This is a genomic window from Halobacteriovorax sp. JY17, from assembly GCF_002753895.1.
Taxonomy (GTDB): Bacteria; Bdellovibrionota; Bacteriovoracia; order Bacteriovoracales; family Bacteriovoracaceae; genus Halobacteriovorax.
This window is the reverse complement of sequence record NZ_NJER01000002.1, coordinates 118,971-139,400: the sequence shown is the minus strand read 5'-3', so window position 1 is coordinate 139,400 and position 20,430 is coordinate 118,971. Positions and strand designations below refer to the sequence as shown.

Below are 20,430 nucleotides of genomic sequence, written 5' to 3'. Positions count from 1 at the left end.
AACCTCTAATTAACTATTTTCAAAAATGGAAAAAAGTCATTTGTTGTATTTATAATTGCTTGTTTGTTTTCAATTAATAACCATTCTAATGTGCTCTTAAGATTACTCTTTTGACTTAGAACGTAACCTATTCTATTAAGGTCATCATAGTTCTTATTTTCTTCACATACTTCTTTTTGTTGTGAACAAAAACTTCGTACGGTTGTGCCCTCTAGGTAGCGCCATAGAGTTTCTGATCCAACGCTTGATTCATAAGAAATTCTTAACGTATCTGACAAATCTTTTGCCCCGACGCTTTCCACATTTACAAGATATTTATATACGTTAGAAACAAGTTCATAAACAGATGAAGCCCTATTCTTTTTCACTACATTCTCCAAGAAACTTGTTATCGCTCCTCTTATGTAGAATACTTCTCTAAAAGCTGCATAACCGCTATTAAGTAAGTACCAGTACTTTTTACTTGATCCTTCATTACTCAGTTTTTCATAAATAAAGCTAACAGCATTCAATGTTGGGGGAACGATACTTCTTAAAGAGTATTCCTCTCCAAAACTTTTCTTCAACTGTTTATACTCATTCATTAATCTATTTACGATATAAAGTATTTCAAATGATGTACTACTAGAAAAATTAACATTATCACCAGTTCCAAAAACTTGCTTTTCACTACCAAGATATGTTGAGATATAGATAGACTTTGCGACAATCTCTTCAGCCATTCTAAGTTCACTATATGACAATTCATTAATCCATTCAACGAGATCGCTTAAGGCTCCTTGATCATCTGAACTAATTGTTTTAAATAATTGCTCTGCAACTTCGACAATTTCTCTTTCAGAAACTCTAGAAAGTAATAAGTCATTCACCCTTTTAAACTGAGGAGAAGCTATAAACTCTTCAAACTCCGCTCTCGTTCGCCCAACTCTATCATGAACGACACGTCCCATATTGCTAAATGCAGCGACTTCAGAGAAGTATCCCAAGGCCTTTCCATTATGTTTCTTTAATTCGTCATCATCTAAAGGAAAGAGCTTCACTTCCTGAGCTTTAAGAGCTGATGAAGCGACAAAGCTAAACATAAAGGCTTGCATATATTCACCATACTTCATTCTTGGCTCTAAATCGTTTCCATTATTTACGTCAACTAGTCCATCATAGGCCCAGAACGCATTCTTTCCCATTCGGCGCTCTTCTTTTGACATTGATTTCCCACATCTAACACCCGGAGTATTTAGACAGATTCCCATTAGTCGTTGTTTTTCTTTTACAACATCACTGTAATCATCACCCTTAACAACAGCATTAAGATATTGAACACCCAGGTAGTTATGCCCAAATGCTACATTTCTAATAACATGATCAATTCTCTCGTTGGTAGTCATGGTGTAATATTCTTTATCTCCATCAAGACTATCTCTATATTTAACCTTCTCCTTATTAACCTTTAATTCTTTATCTGAAAGATCAAAAAGGTAATTAAAGGTTTCAAGAAGTGTTAATCTTTTCTTCTTCGTCTTCTCTCCATCAAGAGGTATCATAACTCCTCCATCAGGTAATGCCGCCCTAATTATATACTCAACAGGAATCCCCTCGGATACTTCGTGACGCTTAACGAGTTGTTTTGCAAGTAAATTTATATTCTCTTTGGCCTTTTCCACGCTTGGACAAATGCTCTTTCCAACATGTGTATTTAAATATTTTTGACACGAAAATTCTTCTCTTTCCTCGTATACAGGTTGAATATATTTCTTATTCCAGGCTTCAAAATCGTTTATATAAAAAGGTAAGTTCTTGTAGAGCTCGTCTGCCCTACTCTTGTTTACAACTAATTCAGAAATCATTCCATTTCTTAAATCTCTTTCAGAATCTTCTCCAAGCCAATTAACAATAAGCTCCAGCCCTTTTTTAATTACTGAAGTCCCTTTTGCTCCTTCTTCTCCTATATCTAAAAAATACGTTTTTAATTGATCAAGAACAAAACTAATTCCTTTTCCATTTTCATTAAGATGAGACTCCATAGAAACTGCTGAGGAAATCATCCACATAGACATCTCGGGGGATAGTAATCCACCGACTTCAAAAAAATGCTCAACGACATTATTTGGATAGCTCTTTTGAAACTCACCAAGAGCTATCGATATTCCTTGCGATATATTATCTAGAGCATATGTTTCATTAATTCCTCTACAGCTTTCGGGATAAGAGTTAATTAAATCAAAGAGAGAAGCGCTTTCTGAAATACTTCTCGCACAATCAGCAACTCTTGAATTATCCCTCTCTCCTCTAGTCACCAGCTGAACAACAGGCGAAACGAGTGGAGTTTGGTTATCAATATTTCTAATAGAAAGACGCGAAAGAGCACTCTCTTTAAAGCTTCCACCTGAAGTAATCACCTTTAAAAGTTCAAGAATATGATCTCTTGAGAAAAACTTTTTATAATCTCCCAAGATTTGACTTCCGTGAAACCTAGAAAGAACAAACTTAAGTGCTTGGTAAGTCCTCTCCCTCGTGTTCTCATCTTTATTGTAATAATTTCCAAGTCTCTCCCAGTCACTAGAAACCTCTTTCAAAAAAAGAGAATAAAAAGAGAAAAGTCTCACGAAGTCAGTATTCGAATCGAGATGAATATCTATAAACTTAAACAGAAAATTCTGTTCTTGCTCATTCCAAAAGAGCCAAGACTTTGTCCATGCTCTTAAATCAGATGAGGTTGCTTTAGAGAAGAGATCATTTAGAATATAGGCCAACGAGTAATATATTTGCTCATCAGTTCTTTTTAAAATGCCTAAAGATGTTCTATAGAAGCCTTCACTATTTTCAACAACCACTTTATTTACTTCATTTACAATGTTGAAAACATCGCTCCCTAAGAAGTCTATTAGGTAGCCATGATCGTAGTCTACAAGTTCAAGTACAAATTTGGTAAGATCTATCGTAGGATTTTTAGCTAGAAGTTCTACCGAATACTTAAGAATATTCGATAGATCTATTGTGTGATTTACATTTCTTTGCCCTGAATACTCGTAATAGTTTATAACCCTATTTGCGTCTGTAAGATCTGGGCAAATTGGCCTTGCATAAACAACTGACTCATTTGCCATTAAAAGTGAATCGAAGAATCTAACAATATCATCCTTCTTTAAGTATTGAATGGTATTACCGACAAGAGACTTTATATCAATAGATAACTGAAGATTTTCGTCGCTACATGAAATATTGCTATTATAGAGCTGATTTAAAACTTTAATATCTCTTACTAATTGTGGCTGTTCTTGGACGGGAAAATGGACTATCTTAGAAAGATAGTCCTCACTTACGTCTTCTCTCTTAATCCAAGAGTTTACCCAATTTTGATTAGAATCCCCCTCTTTCGCGAGAAAGAACCCCTTCAGTAATTCAAGGTCTCCCCGCTTTAGTTCATCGAGATATTTCTGCGCAAATTTAGAGACTGTAAGTATTCGAAGTTTATTAAAGAAAGTAGTATTATTAAATTTAACAATTTCCCTTCTTAGTGGCTCAGCATCTTTACCTAAAGCAAAGTGAAACCCGTCAACAATCTTGCTTAGCTCTAAAATTAACTGAGGATCGCGATTAAGCAGAAGCATTAGGTCTTTAATTTCATCTTTACTTACTAGTTTTTCTCTATTCTCACAAACTGAATCTTCTTGATTTTCTGCACAGACAAATAATGCGTTAAGCCCATCATAGAAGTTTGTATCAGTAAGAGCTGTAATGACTCGACCAAGATCATCAAGAGCACCATCACTATCTAAATCTTGATAGTATTTTATAAAGCGATCTCTTCTTGCTCTATCCCCAAAGAACATTTCATCGATTGGGGTAACAAGGTCATTCCAATGGCGATCGCTTGTTTGGGCCAATGCTTTAAACATTTCGACAAATTTTAGATCCCAGCTTGTACAAACAAATAAATTTAAAAGATTCTTTCTATATAAGAATCCTTCATAGAAGGTTATATCTGAACATGCTTCTAGCTGCTCTAAATCCCGAGTTGTTCTCGTCTGATCAGAAACGACTTCTGGAGTATCCTGCTTAAAGCACGAAGTTAATAAAAGTGTGAATATAAAGAAGAATATTCTACAGCAGAGCTTCATTTACTTCTTAATTCCTTTCGTCATAAAGCGTACGGCTTTCCCCGTATTAACTTCATACTTGCTAAAATTGAGAGATGAACTAACAGTACGCTTATTTGGCTTGCCACCATTATTAGTTACGATTTCCTGTGTTGTTTCAATATCCACTTTTGATGGAAACCCAAACCCCGAATAAGAGTTATAATCAAATTCGTTTTCAATTGTTGTAAGCTGTACACCTTGGATAAGCTTTATTGTCATCTTGTCTACGACCCATTTATTATTACTCCATCCCTTCACACCAAGTTCAAATGTAGACGTGTTTACACCTGTAGGACTAAAGGTTTTAAACTCTTCTAGCATTCCATTAGATTTAAATTTTAATTGGATTTCAGAGACGGGTCTTGATCCAGTCCGATCTTTTCCCTTCACTCCTTTTCCATTTTTTAGATTGAAGTAACTTAATTCATAACTTCTTACTCTTGGGGCAAGCTTTAAAGGAACAACAAAGTCTAATCTATTCTTAATCATTTGTTTTAACTGATACTTTACTTCTTCAAAACCTTTTGGGAATCCATTTACTTGAATTTGATATTGACCAGGGAACATCCAATAGACTTTAAAATAAAGGTCTTCAATTTTTCCAAAGCTCTGTCTTTTATTAAGAGTTTCCACCAAATTTGAAACTCGAACTTCAAAAACAAGATCCTTAAGGCCATAGCTTTCCGGATGATAATAACGAATATCAAATTCATTTACTTCTGGAATATTTGCAGCTGAAATATTTAAAGATAAAACTAATAAAACAAATAAACTTACAACTCTCATGACTACCTCAGATTTGAGTCTTAACAAACTTATTCTATTTTACATTTTATTCTAACTTCACGAAATGATTGAAATTCTTTCCTTCCAGTCTGGATCAATATAGACATCAATTCTCTTTTCTTTTTTGAAAATTACTTTACCCGCAGATCCTTTTACCGACTTTAAGTTCTTTACTTGAGTATAAACCATAGGTACTTGCTGGCCCTCATATTGACTATAGTGAGCGAGAGCACTTCCTATTAATTGCAACAACTTAGCATCTAAAATTACTCCCGAATTATTCTTTAAAAACACATGAGAACTCTTTTCTCCATCAAGATGAAACCAAAGGTCTTCTTTTTTCGCCCAATTTTTTCTAAGCCAATCATTACTTAAGCTATCTAGACCAATACCAATCTCTACGCCTGAACTAATTCTATAAATTTTTCTATTGACACTTATTACCTGACTATTAACATCTTCTTTTGAGCTACGCCAAACAGGTTCAACGGTTTTACCAAGGCCTTTTACAATGTATACATCCCCACTCACCCATTTCTTAAACTCTTCCTTCGTTCTAAGAAGTCTGTCCTCTAAAATTGTCTCTGCTTTTCTAAAGGCTTTAATTTTTTTATAGATGACGTCACGTCTCTTGAATTCATTAAAATTTACATCAATTTTAAAAGAAATCCCTTCTAGTTCAAAACTAAATTCAGAAGATAGTTTAAACCCTGGTTGCTCTATAACTTCTTTTAAAAGTTTCCATTTCTTTACTTTAATAAAGTCTCTTTCAATATTTTGAATTTTTCTCAAGAAGAATTTCTTCTTTCTCTTAGGAAACTTATGGACATCAACATTCTTACTTAAAGCTTCAAAATATTCTTCATCCGAAAAAACCTTCTTAGAAGGTTTTTCCGCTTTATAAGAGCCCGCTCCCACTTCTTTAAATATATTCTCAATAGAGTTTCCTTCTAAGACCTCTTGCCAACCTATCCAACTGCAAAAAACTCTTTCTCCTGCGCTACTTCTTTCATGTAGAGCAAAGTATAAATCTCTTCCTTTCCAAAATAACGTAAAGTTGTAATGATCTTCTCTCTTGGTGAAGTATATGTTCACCACCCTATCTTCCAAAAGATTTTCAACTCTATGAACAATTCCCCCTTGAAGGTATTTTCGGCAAAACTCTATAAACCTGTCTCGTATTCGATACTCTGTGGGAACCGCAGATTTTCCAATAAATATGCCTTCATACTTCTGCCCTCTCCCCACATATAGGAAGATAGATTTGCCCGGAAGTCTCAATGACATTGATAGATAATGAGGTGTTGAGAATATTTTTTGAATAACTGGTGTACGAACTCTCTGGTCAATCACACATAAGCTATTGTATTCTTCTATTATATTATTTAAATCTGCAACAGTTTGAATCATGGTACTCAACTTATTAAATAATTCATCTTCTTTCTTGGAATATCTCGACTGGAACGAGTTGCTTGAAAAGCTGTGCTCATTTTCCTACTTCGATCATACGAGAGAGGAAATCCCCTCTCTTTTAAACTATAAACCGAATAGTCTTATAAATCGAGACCTATGCTTGATTGACACCTATCTTCTAGACTATGAAAACTACAATAAAAGCTTACAGGATATTTTCAACACTATCCCTAGAACAAGTCAGATTGAAAAGTATCTCTCTGCGATAGAAAAAAACATCGTTCTAGACCTTTCTGAACTGAATACGATTTGTAAGCTTCTTGAAAACTACCCGTCTATCGAAAGAATATTTGAACCATTTGAAATTGAGCACAATTACCCTGATCAATCAATCAAGAGTAAGATAAGAAATAAATTCATTAATAAGTTTAGAGTTTTGGTTTCTAAAGATGGCATTGAAAGCCTTGAAAACCATCCTCAACTTTCTCCTTTATATAAGGAGTTACGAGAGCTTGAGCTCATTCTTAGAAGATCAATCACATCATCCGCCAAGAATGATTTATTCTCCAAAGCTCTTCAGTATAATGAGCACGATATCATTAATGATAGATATGTTCTCGCCATTCGGTCAGACTCTTATAATTCCAAGCTCGGTGCAATCATTGCGAAGTCGAGTACAGGAATGACCCTCTTTGTAGAGCCGTATGAATTAAGAGACAAGAGTAACTTGAGGATACAAATTCTCGCGCAAATTGATGCTATCATAAACGAAATTTGCCGTAACTTCTGTAATACAATTCTCGAATTTGAAAGAGCTCCACTAAATGCGATTCACTTTTTTTACAAAGTGGATTTAATTAAAACAAAGGCAAACTTTTCTCAAGAATTGTCATTATCTAGGCCAACTTTAAACGAGACAAGAGAAGTATATATCAAAGACTTCTTTCATCCGCTGATCGACAATTGTGTGTTGAACAGTATAAAGCTCGATCCAAAGGCAAAAGGACTTATCATCTCAGGTCCAAACACTGGTGGAAAAACTGTTTCTTTAAAATCAATTACAATATGCTATCTAATGAGTGCAATGGGGTTATATGTACCCGCGAGAGAATGTCATATTTTTCTTCCAGAAGGAATATATTACTTCTCTCACGACCAGCAAGACCTTTCCAGTGGGTTAAGCTCTTTTGCTTCTGAGGCAAAAAACTACTTAGAACTTCTCGAAGAAATTACTCCCAACTCTTTAATAGTTGTTGATGAAATTTTCAATTCAACATCGTCTGAAGAAGCTTCTGCCCTTGCTATATCTTTTTTAGAGCAAATTCATAGTAGATCTGATGCTCTTGTTGTTATTTCAACTCATCATCAATTTTTTAAGACCTATATTCACTCTTCCAAGGATTATATTTCATCACACGTAGGCTTCGATATTGAAACAAGTAAGCCTACATATAAACTAAGCTTTGGTTCTCCTGGTAGTTCCATGGCCTTCAAGATTTTTGATATACTTGCTGAAAAATTTGGCCTCAGTAACACTATTTCATCAAAGGCCGAACATATTCTCGACAAGAAACAACTCTCTTATGAACAGCTTTTACAGGAATTGTCTCAAAAGAAATCTGAGTTAGGTAGAAAACTCTTAGAGAATAGACAATTAAACATTAGTCTAAAAAATCAGAAAAAATCTATGGATGGACTAGTTCTTTTAGAAAAAGAACGCATCACTTCTGATTATAAAAAGAAGCTTGATAAAATCATCACTGAAGCAGAATCTCTCTTAATTGAAACGAAAAAAGGAAACATTGACTCAAGGAAGCAATTTAACAAAAAAGTAATTGCTCTCACTGGGAGCATTCCTGATCCAAAGAAACAAAAGTTTACAGATCATTTAACTCAGACCGTTTCCGAAAAAAAGATTTCTATTGATAGTATTAAAGAAGGCGATTTCGTACACTCCCCAACATTTAATAGGAATCTAAAGGTTCTCGCAGTCAATATTCGCAAGAAAGAAATTCAAGTTTTAAATGGAAAAATGACACTCTGGATGAGTATTAAGAACCTTTCACCCTCTACACAGAGTAAGAGACCACCACAGTCTATTCAAGTAAACTTCACCAAATCAGTTTCAGGCAAGCTTGAAATTGATGGTCGTGGAATGCGACTAGAGGAATTTCAAAGACTCACCGATGACTCTATTCATGAGTTAATTAACGGAGACATTCCTTTCCTAAATATTGTTCATGGACACGGAGAAGGTATTCTAAAAAAATGGCTACGTGGTTACTTAAAAGGATTTAGAGAGCTAGAGTGGCAGGCAGAAGATGGAAATGACGGGGCAACAAGAGTTACCCTAATTAATTGAAGATCCTATTCTAGAAGGTCTAAATAAGAATTCTCCCTCATCATTTTCAGGAAAGCTAATTGAGAACCAAATTAGTTCTGCTCTTCCTTTTACGAAAGTAAGTGGCACTGTCCCCCAAAACCTTGAGTCATAAGAGAAGTCACGATTATCTCCCATTACAAAGATCTCCCCTTCAGGAACAATAATCTTGTCCTTATTCACGAGGAAATAGTTATCGCTATCCTGTTGAATAACATAGCCCTCTTCTTCTTTTCCAACCTTAAAAAACTTAAGCTTATGTTTTTTAAACTTAGTATCCATATCTTTTAGAAATGGTTGGGCATCTACCAATGATGCTGCTGTTTCAACATCATTTACATAAACAACCTTATCTTTTATTTCTACCGAATCTCCTGGGAGTCCAATAACTCTCTTAATGTAATTTACAGAGGGATCTTTTGGGAATTTGAAAACGATTACATCTCCCCTCTTTGGCAGTTTTTGTTCAAAAATATATTTTGGGTTTAAATTAATGTCCCCAACAGCTATGTCAGAAAAAGGAACTTTTAATCCGTATGCAAACTTATTTACAATTATGTAATCTCCAATTCGAAGAGTTGGAATCATGGAGCCCGATGGAATGCGATATGGCTCATAGAGCGACGATCTAAAGACAAGAACCGTGAATATTATAGAAATAATTAGAAAGACTTCTTTCTTTAAATTTGGAGATTTTTTTTCTACAGGATACTCTTCTTCATATTCTTCCACTATGTATCCTTATCCGACTCAGCCTCTTTTGCAGTAGAGACATTATCATTTAATGGATTCACCTCTTTGTAATAGTACTCTATTACTTTTCTGGCAAGATACGACGACTTAACATACCATTTCTCTAAATTTATATTCATTACTGCGATAGAAATTCCTTTTCCATGATTTTTATTCACAGGTACTGCAAAGGAAGTAAACCAATCTCTTTTTCCAAATGGAATTCCACCAGTAATAGACCCAGTCTTTCCACCTATTTCAAGTCCGTTTAAAAGCTTTCTATTCACACGTCTAAAAGATCCTCGCGCCGTTCCTCTTTTAACTGTTACCTCCATCAGCTCTTGAAGCTCTCTCGCAGTAGGGACTTCAAGAACCCTCTTTGTTCGTTGTTGAGGACTCCATATGACTTTCTTTGTGACGTTGTCACTGATTTCTGTGACGACTCTTGGATAGTTAAGAACACCATCATTTGCAACAACTGAAGCCATAACTGCGGCATGTATTGGAGAGATCATTGTCTTCTTATTGAAACCAGAAGCCTTCTCAGCCAACTCATAGTCAGTATCAGGCATTTCAAACACTGATTTCGACAAGCTTATCTCTTCCATTAACTTTTCATTAAATCCAAAATCTGCGGCCATATCAAACAGTCTTTCACCTGTTGTATTTTTGATTGCAGCCTTTCCAAAAATCACATTATTTGAATAAGCAAAAGCTCTTTCAAATGATTGCCTTCTTTGCCATCTCGATTTCTTATCTTTTAATTGGTACTTATAAAGAGTCGTCCCTCTACCTCTAAATTTAAACACACTATCTTTAGTTACTTCTGATTTCTCTAGTAGATCAGCAGTCGTGACAATTTTAAATAAACTCGCAGAAGGATGTGTTGAACTAAATGGAAGTGTTATATTAAATTGATTATCTTTTCTTTCATAACCTACGGCGGAGAGAATGTATCCTGTCTCATTATCAATTACGATCACTGACGAATAGTCCGATCTATATCTCTTCAGAATCTTCTTGATATAAGCCGTTAAGTCTTCATTAAAAGAATACTTAATATCGACTTGCTCTTCTTTTAAATCTACTTTCTTTGGAAATGTCTTCTTGCTAAATTTAAATGCTTCGTTAAGGTTCTCTTTTACAAGTGACCTAGTTGTTATAATTTCTTCTCTTCTTTCTTCTTTCTTCATGTTCTCCCACATTTTATGGAAGCCCAGTCCAGAAAGAAAAGTTAGAAGCGTTAGCATTAAGAATAAATTTCTTTTATTTTTTATATATTTCATAAGGTTTTATTATGCCTTATATCCGCGGCCTATGACAAAAAATTCTTTACTCACAGATCTAGTCGACTTCGGTTTAAGGAAGTCATACTCCTTAAACATATTCTTGTTTTCTTTTAAAAACTTCTGCGCTTGGTGGCTATCGAAGACTTTAATCACCATATTTCCATTTTCTTTCAGAAAAACAGGTAAAACTTCGAATACCTTCTCTACTAGGTTTAAACTTCTATCCTGATCAACCGACCTTATTCCTGTTGTATTAGGTGCCATATCAGATAGGACAACGTTGAATTTATTATCTGCCCCAAGCTGCGATGTTGTTTCGACATCAAAAATATCTTTTTCAAATAGTGTTACATTCTTTAATGTCAGAAGTTTCTTGTTTAATGGTCTTATATCAATACCTATTACTTTACCTTCTTCTTGAACTTTTCGACTTGTGTATTGCACCCATGAACCTGGATGATAACCAAAATCTACGACATAATCGCTCTTATTTATAATTTTATACTTGTTATCGATCTCTTCAAGCTTGTAAACACTTCTAGCGAGGAAATCATCTTTCTTTGCTTTTTTAAAATAGTGATCTTGAACCTTGAAACCCATAACTTCTTCCTCGACGCCTATTAGGCGACACTCTTTTCTACTCTTTCTAAACTTTGACCACTAATACCATATTTACGCAACTTTGCAATTAAGGTGGTCTTACTAATACCTAATGATTTTGAGGCCTTAGTAATACCTACCCCCTTATTTACAACCTCATTATAAAGGATTTTTTTCTCTAACTCTGCAACTTGGCTTTTAAATCTTCCACCCTCATTCTTTTCAAGCACAAACTTAGAAGGGATTTCTCCCTTTGATATCTTCATACGAGGGGATTTCAATAAAATTAACTCAATACTTGTCTTCATTTCCCTATAGTTCCCCGGCCATGAATAAGAGAGGAGCACATCGAAAGCCTCCTCACAAAAATACTTTTCTTTTAGCTCATACTTCTCTTTCGCCTCTTTAATAATTTTTCTCAGAGCGCTCACCCTTTCGCTCTCACTTTTTTCTCTGATTGGCTTTAAAGAGATCGCAGCTCCTCCCAATCTAAAGTAAAGGTCCTCTCTAAACTCACCTCTCCTAACAAGTAGCTCTAGGCTTCTATGTGTCGCAAATATAAAACGCCCAATAAACTTCTTTTTCAATGTTCCTCCCACACTATAAAACTCGCCAGAGTCTAAAAGCTGTAAAAGTTTTTTCTGCTGGGCCAAAGTGATATCTCCTATTTCATCAAAAAATAGAGTTCCTCCGTTGGCCATCTCACAAAACCCTATTTTATCAGAACATGCCCCAGTAAAAGCTCCCTTCAAATGCCCAAAGAGTTCACTTTCAAAAAGACCATCCGAGAGACCTGCTAGGTTACAATGGATATAATCTTTATTTTGAAATTGTGAGCGATAATGGATTTCTTTGGCTAAGTTTGTTTTACCTGTTCCCGTTTCACCTTGAATTAAAATTGGATAAGTAGAATTGAAAAGTGCTTGCATTAGTCCCCCTATTTTATGGAAACCTAACATGGCGACTCTTGTTTTTATTAAACTATACTTTAATTTCTTTCATTTTTTCACTAATGAATTTGTCAAAAAATAAATGTCTTTTTCACGACACCAGATAAGCTCTCCGCTAATTTTCACCTCTTCTAGAGCAACTATTTCATTCCCCTCTTGATAAAGCTTCATTCCTCTCTCCCAGCAAAGAAGTGTTCCTGCAGCAATATCCCAGATATTCTTCGGCGTTTTGGAATAGACAAAGTCACACGCACCACTTGCCAATAAGCCAAGCTTAAAGGCGATACTCCCTTTTGCAGAAATTACCAATTCATCACTAGCAAAAACATGATCTAATAATCCTCTCTTCTTATCCCCTTTTGAGACGTAACCAAACAGCTTTTCAGTATTGAATGTCACCGGATTTACATAGGGAGAGAGCGAACTTATTTCGAAACCTGTAAAGGGATTAAATAGCCAAGCAAAACCAGAGCTAGGTGTTTCCATTACGGCCAATGAGACCACGCACTCACCAAGGCCCATTGCCAATTCTCTTGTCCCATCAATTGGATCTAAGATAATTGATGGAAAACCAAAACTTTGCTGATCTTCCTCACTATAAAAATGATAACTACCCTCATTAATTAAGTGACTGAACTTCTTATGCACAAGATCAGACACCTCCTGATCTACAAGAGTCACGATTGAAAAATCTGACTTCTTAGAAATTCCTAGTGACTCCTTTAATGAAGAGCTATCTACTCGGTTTTTTACAATTTCTAACACTTCAGTTCGAAGCAATTTTAAAAAATCTTCATTTAACACATCTGATTCCCATTTTTTTCATAAGTCTGACATTATACACCATAGAACCTTAACCTTAACAAGAACCTAAAAAAAGTAATTTTTAAATAATATTTTGATTGACATGATGTTTTTACTCACAAAATCAGACAAGTTATCCACAATGTCACAGTACTCCTGTCAATTATTTGAAGTGATTAAGTCCCTCTTTAGAAAGTCCTATTTTCGGGAGCTTAACATAGAGATATTAACACTCTGAAACATTCTTACATTACGCACCAAAAGGTATTCACAAAATTTCAAAAGTTATCCACAAATTGGTACTTTATGTACTTTACTTTCTCAAAATATATGTCATCTAGTTATCCACATTTCTTAGTCGAAATATTAGGGAAAACTAACATTTTATTTAATTCTAAAGTGAAAGGAATAGTATCAAAGTGACTCTGACTTTGTAGGCTATTCGTTTAAACAAACGAATAATTTCTCCTCGACCTATTCTCCCGTTGAGAGAATTTCCAGCTCACCGTGAGAGGCCACAGAATTGGCTATGACATCTCCAACAGAATTCGAAGTCATACTTGTCACAAGTCTGATTTCTCCGTACAGAGGGTCAACAAATACAAATGGTGAGGAATGAATTTTTGAATTAGTTAATTCAAAATGGTCTAAGAAGTCTGCATATAGCTTTTTTGTAAGGTTCGATTTAAACAAAGAAACTCCTTTTCCTATGCTGTACCGTACTCTTATATCAATTCTATCATAGATTTAACTTTTAACTATTAAATAGTTTAAGGAATATTTTAACCCTTCCTTCAAAATGAGAGTCTAATAGACAAATCAAAATATAAATAAGGTAAATCATATTCCTACTAGAACGTAATCTACTAATATGTAAAAAGATTAGCTCTAAAGGAATAAGACTAAAGAGAGTAATCATCCAAAGTAGAGAAAATTTACTTACTGCTGAAATATTTACAAAGGTACCAAAGAGAAGAATCACAACTAAACCAATAGTGAGTTCCTCCATCTTAACCGATCCAAACTTTAACACTTGTATCGATTTAATTCTTGGAACAAAACTTCTTAAAAACAGAATCAAAACTCCAAAGACAGAGAGAATGAAAAAAGCTTTTCTATCTATTAGAGTAGCTAAATTATCGAAGATTATCATTCCACCTGGATTAAATATATTTGAAAGGTCGAAACTTAGAACAAACGTAACTAAAGTCAGACCCAAACCAAAGGAGACGTACTTAAATGTTTGCTTCTTAAACCAGGGCGTCTTGTCTCTTAAGAAAAATACTAAAAGAAGAGCGATCTGAATCACTGAGATAAGCGCATAAGACTGGTTTACAATCGTTCCAAAGAAACCTAGCAAACCAATGAATAGTCCAGTTCTATATGTAGAACTTTTTGTCACCCAAAGCAGACCCCAAAGCCATGCTAGGGTATAGGTATCAACCAAAGTTGTTCCCAAATTATTTCCAATTATTTTAGAAAAACTCCAAGAGGAGATTAATGCAAATACTCCCAATAAAGATAAGCGTCTCGATATAAAGAATCTTAAAAAAGCATAAAAGGTAAGGAGGTACATCGAAATATTTACTGTATAAAAGTAAGTGGCCCAGCCGATCTTAAAAAGGCTAGGGTAGCTTTTAAAGGGATAGAACGTTACCGTTAGAAAATTCCAGAATAGTTCATTTATTTGATGAGCTGGATCTAAGAAGAAAATCAATGCATCTCTCTGGGCCAAAGATGGCATCTCGGGAACAGAGAATAGTATTAAGCTGACGATTAGAAAAACTAGCGTTTTCTCAAAACTATCGAGATATCTGAATTCTGAGAAATTTGTCGTAACAGATTCTTGAATGATCTTTCCTCTTGTTGGCCACGAATAAAATAATCCAAGAGAACCCCATATAATCCAAAATGAATTATAAACCCATTTTGAAGGTAATAAATAGAGTAAGTTAAAAATCAGAATGAAGAAGAACATTCCAAGAAAGAGCCTATAAACAACACGATCGATTGATGAATTCACTCTAAAGTAGATTTTTAAGCGATGATCAATTTCTTTTCCAAGAAAAAACCACTGACTCATTATAAATGAACAGTAAAGAATCATTGAGATGAAGAGATAGATAGGCTTCAAAGTTAACGATTTCTGAACATAGACAGGAATTAGCAAGAAAGAAAAGTACATAACTATTCGATATAAAAAGAACTTTGACTTTAAATACAATATTCCTGACTTTTTTTCTAAAGTATTATCCATAATAACCGATCATATTAGTACAACATTTGAGAGTCTTCATTGATTCCAAATGTCCATTACTCGCTCGAAACGGCCGGATCCCCAATCCGGCCATTTTTATTTTAGGCCATTAATTAACTTACCGAAAGTCATTTTAAGTATTTATAAAAATTTCTTTTTATACACCCCTAAATCCCTCACAGAAAATACTGCCCCATGCTCCGTTCGATTGCGTCGAATACCCCATATGCTATTATTTAAAGGCGTATACCGACTTCTCTTAGGATGAGAGGAGAAACTTCAGGAGGAAGATTTGGGTATTTCTTTTGGCTCCATTGCAACAGGGCTTCCAAAAGATATTGTTAAGCAGATTATCGCTGCTGAAAAAATTCCTGTTAAAAATATGGAAACTCGTAAAGAGAAAGTTGGCGATAAGAAAGCACTCGTTGGTGAGCTTATAAAGCTTATGGAAGGTGTGCGTGGAAATGTTTTACAAAACGCAAGTGCAAGATCACTCCGAGAATTAAAAGTTCAAACAAATGAAGATATCTTAGGTGTTAATGCAGATAAGAACATTGCCCAACCCGGAACATATCAAATAGAGGTATCTCAACTAGCACAAAAATCATCAGCAATGTCATCTGGATTTGAAAGTCCTGATGATAGTTATGTTGGTGTTGGTTTTATTCAATATTTTCTACCTGATGGTGAGAGTAAAGAAATTTATATTGATTCTGATAATTCTAGTTTAAACGCTGTCGCTAAACTCATAAATAAAGATAGTGGTAATGGTCTTCGAGCCTCTGTTGTCAATGACGGAAGCGGAAGTGATCAACCATGGCGAATGATCATGTCTCTTGAAGAAACGGGGGATGAAAAGCGTGCGGAGTTTCCTTACTTTTATTTTGTAGATGGAGATAATGATCTTTATTTAGAATTTGAAAGAGAAGCACACGATGCCAAAATTAAGCTAGATGGATTTGAGATCGAACTTCCAGAAAATAAATCTTCCGAATTAATTCCTGGAGTGAGTTTAGACTTAAAGAAAGCACGCCCAGGAGAGGAATTTACTTTAAAAATTGATGAAGATACACAAGCTGTTACTGCAAAAGTTGAAGGACTTGTAGAAAGTATCAACTCTGTTCTAGGTTTTATTAAACAACAGAACAATATGGATGAAACAACAGATACATCGAGAACTCTTGGTGGAGATATCCTACTCCAATCACTCGAAGGACGTCTTAGATCGACCATCTTCAAGGATATCAAGACAGAATTTGGATTTAAGAGATTTAGTGATTTAGGAATTAAATTTCAAAGAGATGGTCTTTTAAAAGTTGAAACGGAAACACTTAATAATAATTTAGCTTCAAACTATAAATTAGTGACTCAGATTTTAACGGGACACTTCACTGAAGAAGGTAAAAGTCCAGGTTTCATAGATCACCTAGGAGACACCGTAAAGGCATCTCTTCAGTTTCCTAACGGATTATTACAAACAAGAAAGAATTCTCTTCAGTCTAATATTGACCAAATAGATAGAAGAATAAGTAATAAAGAAAGAATGATTGAACAAAAAGAAAAGAATTTAAAAGATAAATTTGCAAGATTAGAAGGAACAATTTCGAGAATGAAGAGTCAAGGTTCAGGAATAGCAGCGCTTGGTGCTGGTGGTTCAGATCCTGTGACTCAACTCGGTTAACCATTGGAGGTGGTTATGAGTTATGGTTTAGGTGCTTATAAGAAAACATCAATTCACACTGCAAGTAAGGAACAAATCTTACTAATGCTCTATCAAGCGGCAATTAAAAGTTGCAAGAAAGCAATAGAGGCCATTGGCGAGAAAAACATTCCGGCCAAAGGTGAACACATTGGAAAGCTTCAGGACATCGTCATTGAGCTAAATAATAGTTTAGACTTTGAAGTCGGTGGAGATATAGCAAAAGAGCTATCATCACTTTATGACTTTATTCTCTTCTCTAGTACTCAGGCAAATATTAAGATAGATGCTGAGCCACTAAATGGATGTCTAAACGTTTTAAATACTCTCTATGAAGGTTGGGGTGAAGCTATTAAGACCCTTAGAAAAGAAAATGCTCAAAAAGAGCAACAGGGGGCTTAATGATTAATCGTATCTACAATCTATTAATGAGGCACACCGCTCTTTTAGACAGTGGTCTCAAAATTACCCATAGTATCTATTTGGCAACTTCAAGGGGAGATATCAACCTAGTAAACTTTGAAGCCGATAATAGAGAAAGAATTGTAAATGTTTTAGAGAAATTTCAAACTGAAGTAGAGGAAATGGTCGCAACACTAAAGGCCGACGAAGTTACTCCAGAAATAATTGAAATTCTAAAAGCCTGGCAAGGTGATCTATATAACTGGTCATGTGAAGTTCAAGCTATAGACTTAAAATCCTCAGAACTCCTTGAAGATCAAAAACTTGAAACAACCAAGGAAATTGCTACGATATTTACGTCAAGACAGCAATTCAAGGGCTACAACCTTAACAGTACCAAAAAATAACCTTAATTTTTCCTGAACTCATAACAAATCAAGTCGTTATGAGTTCAGTGTTAATCGGCTATTTTTTATAATCTCATTGACAAAAATACGCAGACATGAGGAAATATAGGAGCGAGAACTAGGATTCGTTCTCCTTCTAAATTCACAGTTTAACCTTAAGGAAGAGGTAGCAAGCGTGTCTGATCATTCAAATACAGAAAATTCACAATCATATAACACTCAGGATAAATCCATGGAAGAGCTATCTTTATATAGGTATGAAGTTAAAGTTTCTAAAACAGAACACAAAGTTCCTGTTGTTAATGATGTTCACCTCCACTCAATTTATAACCCTATAAAAGAGGCAGCTGGCCTTATGGTCAAGAATACTTCTTTATTGAAAGTGAAGAACGAGCTTCTTATTCTTGGACTTGGATTCGGATACCATATAGCTGAAGCCATACTGCTCCTTGAAAAAGAATGGGGACAAGAATATAGAATTGTCGTTATCGAACCAAATGAGAAAGTATATTCAGACTATAAGAAGTATTCTTTTATAGACAATCCAAATATACAAATCTATTCCGCCGAAGAGATTTCCGAACTTTATAAGAAGAAAGAGTTTGTGAACTATCTACTTAATAAGCCAGGAATAATAAGTCATCCAGCAAGCTTCAATCTGTATGAAAACTACTTTAAAAATTTACTTTCATACAAAGCACCAAGAACAGTTGGAAGTTTTTCTGACTACCTTAGCACCGAAGATGTTAAGGAAAGCATAAAAAATCTAAACCCTAACCTCGACTTAATGTCCGCAATCGACGAGAGTCTTTATCCCAAAGAAGCTCCCGTCAATAATAACGATCACTTTTTAATGGCATTTAAAGAAATGGTTAAAGGATCACTTGAATTAGAAGGTAGAGAGTAAAATGAAGAAAGTACTACTAGTAAATTTAAGACGTTTTGGAGATATCTATAGCTCTACTCACCTTATCAACTCAATGATTAAAAGTGGTGAGTACGAAGTATCTCTTCTTATCTACAAAGAGTTTGAAAAAGTTGCTCTAAATATTGAGGGTCTCTCAAATATTTTCACAATTGATAGAAAGAGAATAATTACAGTTTGTAAAAGTGATATATTTAACAATGCTTACTCATTAGAGGAATTTAGCAAAGATCTGCAACCTGTCACGAGTAAAGAATGGGACCAAGTCATTAACTACTCAAACGATAGGGTCTCTACTCACATTACATCTCTTATGAAGACAGAGAAGAGAGTTGGGCTAAGCTTCACCCAAGAAATGAAAAACTCATATAATTCTGAATGGGGAATGCTTCTAAACGATGTCGTCACAGAGCTCGAGTTCTCACCTATCCACTTTAACGATATCTATCACAATATGCTCGGAGTTACTCCTGTTAAAGATGGTATCAAATTAAAAACTAGTACTAACCATAATGAGAATGCATCTAAAAATATAAACTTTTTAAGAAGAGCAGAAGAAGGAAAGAATAAGAAAGTAGTGGGTATTCAGCTCTTCACATCTGAAGAGTCAAAGAATATTCCAGAGAGTGTGATTATTGAAGTCATTGAAAAGCTACATCAGAGAGATGTTGTAACAATGCTTTTAGTCGCTCCTACAGATGAAGAAAAAGAAAAGGCTGCACATATAAATGATCACTTTGAAGGAAGACTTGTTTCTGTCGAGTCCGACTTTCATGCCTTAACGAGTGTTGTTGTAAATCTCGATTGTCTAATTACTCCAGATACGGCTATTAAGCACCTAAGTGATTTAGTTCAAACCCCTTGTGTAGAAGTAAGTTTAGGCGCTTCTCCGTTTCTTAAGCAAGGCTCTATAAATGAGCAATCAATTATTCTTTCAAAAAATATTGAAGATAGACACTTCTCAAAAAATGACACGACATCTGACTTAAAATCCGACGATATAGTTAATTCAACTCTACTTCTACTCGGACTAAAGTCCTTCAAGAATACAGAGATAAGCGAAGGCTATACTCTCTATAGACCTTACAAAGATAATCTAGGTACTTCCTACTTTGCAGTTAAGGGAGAAGTAAATTCAGAAATAGAGGCCCAGAGAATTGCCTCTCGCATGTATCTTTCAAAAACTCTTCTTGCAAAGGATGATCATTCATATTGCGAAATGATTCTAGAGCTAAAAGGGGAAAACTTTAAGAGATGGATTGCAAATGAAAAAGAAGCTGTAACAAATATTACAAAAGATCTTCTCGGTGCGATTCGCTCATTAATCCAAATTGGAGAAGGTGCCAATCAGTCCAAGAGTTTTATAAACTCATTAGGTCACCTACTGTCACACAGTGAAGATTCTACAATGACGGCGATCCCAAGCCTTTTCTTAAGAGCAAGACTTGAAGGGATTGCTTCTAACAGACTAGAAGATTCAGTTAAAGAAGTAGAGGGTCACTTATATAAGATGAAGAATGAACTTCAAAAAGTTTATGAAGTTCTTAGAACGATTGAAGAAAACTCTAGAGAGCATGAAGCTAACTCGGCAATTGAAAATAAAGCGTCGAATAGAGTTAACCAAGCAAGTTTATAATATTTATGCCA

The 20,430-nt window shown here is 34.9% G+C and carries 16 protein-coding genes; 6 read left to right on the top strand and 10 right to left on the bottom strand.

Going from position 1 to position 20,430, the window contains the following annotated elements; genetic code table 11:
- Nucleotides 1–5 precede the first annotated feature (5 nt).
- The 3 genes from CES88_RS09020 to CES88_RS09010 are packed head-to-tail and all read right to left on the bottom strand — an operon-like array spanning nt 6 to nt 6,335.
- On the bottom strand, nt 6–4,118 hold the full coding sequence (locus tag CES88_RS09020; RefSeq protein ID WP_290733552.1) for a hypothetical protein: 4,113 nt from the start codon (nt 4,116–4,118) through the stop codon (nt 6–8).
- Nucleotides 4,119–4,925, bottom strand: coding sequence for a hypothetical protein (locus CES88_RS09015; RefSeq protein ID WP_290733550.1), 807 nt, complete (start codon nt 4,923–4,925; stop codon nt 4,119–4,121). It abuts the gene before it with no gap.
- 57 nt (nt 4,926–4,982) lie between these two features.
- Nucleotides 4,983–6,335, bottom strand: a complete 1,353-nt coding sequence (locus CES88_RS09010; RefSeq protein WP_290733547.1) for an NFACT RNA binding domain-containing protein — start codon at nt 6,333–6,335, stop codon at nt 4,983–4,985.
- On the opposite strand from CES88_RS09010, the gene CES88_RS09005 reads away from it, so the two are divergent.
- Nucleotides 6,334–8,700: a Smr/MutS family protein gene (locus CES88_RS09005; protein WP_290733545.1), complete on the top strand. Its 2,367-nt coding sequence runs from the start codon at nt 6,334–6,336 to the stop codon at nt 8,698–8,700. The two genes, CES88_RS09010 and CES88_RS09005, sit on opposite strands and share 2 nt — an antisense overlap.
- On the opposite strand, the gene lepB is transcribed toward CES88_RS09005, so the two are convergent.
- The 7 genes from lepB to CES88_RS08970 form a co-directional block, all read right to left on the bottom strand.
- Nucleotides 8,689–9,450, bottom strand: a complete 762-nt coding sequence (gene lepB, locus CES88_RS09000) for a signal peptidase I (protein WP_290733543.1) — start codon at nt 9,448–9,450, stop codon at nt 8,689–8,691. The two genes, CES88_RS09005 and lepB, sit on opposite strands and share 12 nt — an antisense overlap.
- Nucleotides 9,450–10,643, bottom strand: coding sequence for a penicillin-binding transpeptidase domain-containing protein (locus tag CES88_RS08995; RefSeq protein ID WP_290733541.1), 1,194 nt, complete (start codon nt 10,641–10,643; stop codon nt 9,450–9,452). The genes lepB and CES88_RS08995 overlap by 1 nt, the downstream gene beginning before the upstream one ends.
- A gap of 102 nt (nt 10,644–10,745) precedes the next feature.
- Nucleotides 10,746–11,339, bottom strand: coding sequence for an RlmE family RNA methyltransferase (locus tag CES88_RS08990; protein WP_290733539.1), 594 nt, complete (start codon nt 11,337–11,339; stop codon nt 10,746–10,748).
- A 20-nt stretch (nt 11,340–11,359) separates the two neighbouring features.
- Nucleotides 11,360–12,268 carry a sigma 54-interacting transcriptional regulator gene (locus CES88_RS08985; RefSeq protein WP_290733537.1) on the bottom strand — a complete coding sequence of 303 codons (909 nt, stop codon included), beginning with the start codon at nt 12,266–12,268 and terminating at the stop codon, nt 11,360–11,362.
- Nucleotides 12,269–12,337: 69 nt separating this feature from the next.
- Nucleotides 12,338–13,093, bottom strand: a complete 756-nt coding sequence (locus tag CES88_RS08980; protein WP_290733535.1) for an inositol monophosphatase family protein — start codon at nt 13,091–13,093, stop codon at nt 12,338–12,340.
- Nucleotides 13,094–13,567: 474 nt separating this feature from the next.
- A complete protein-coding gene (locus CES88_RS08975) occupies nt 13,568–13,786 on the bottom strand; it encodes a hypothetical protein (protein WP_290733533.1) in 219 nt (72 codons plus the stop codon).
- Nucleotides 13,787–13,847: 61 nt separating this feature from the next.
- Nucleotides 13,848–15,176 carry a hypothetical protein gene (locus CES88_RS08970; RefSeq protein ID WP_290733531.1) on the bottom strand — a complete coding sequence of 443 codons (1,329 nt, stop codon included), beginning with the start codon at nt 15,174–15,176 and terminating at the stop codon, nt 13,848–13,850.
- Between the two features lie 466 nt (nt 15,177–15,642).
- Here CES88_RS08970 and fliD point away from each other — a divergent pair, with 466 nt between their 5' ends.
- The 5 genes from fliD (at nt 15,643) to CES88_RS08945 (ending at nt 20,419) form a co-directional block, all read left to right on the top strand.
- On the top strand, nt 15,643–17,031 hold the full coding sequence (gene fliD, locus CES88_RS08965; RefSeq protein WP_290733528.1) for a flagellar filament capping protein FliD: 1,389 nt from the start codon (nt 15,643–15,645) through the stop codon (nt 17,029–17,031).
- A 15-nt stretch (nt 17,032–17,046) separates the two neighbouring features.
- Complete coding sequence (gene fliS, locus CES88_RS08960) at nt 17,047–17,451, top strand: flagellar export chaperone FliS (protein WP_290733526.1); 405 nt, start codon at nt 17,047–17,049, stop codon at nt 17,449–17,451.
- Nucleotides 17,451–17,858: a hypothetical protein gene (locus tag CES88_RS08955; protein ID WP_290733524.1), complete on the top strand. Its 408-nt coding sequence runs from the start codon at nt 17,451–17,453 to the stop codon at nt 17,856–17,858. Before fliS ends, CES88_RS08955 begins: the two co-directional genes overlap by 1 nt.
- A 232-nt stretch (nt 17,859–18,090) precedes the next feature.
- Entirely contained in the window at nt 18,091–18,765 is a 675-nt protein-coding gene (locus tag CES88_RS08950) for a hypothetical protein (protein WP_290733522.1), read from the top strand.
- 1 nt (nt 18,766) lies between these two features.
- On the top strand, nt 18,767–20,419 hold the full coding sequence (locus tag CES88_RS08945; RefSeq protein ID WP_290733520.1) for a glycosyltransferase family 9 protein: 1,653 nt from the start codon (nt 18,767–18,769) through the stop codon (nt 20,417–20,419).
- Nucleotides 20,420–20,430 lie beyond the last annotated feature (11 nt).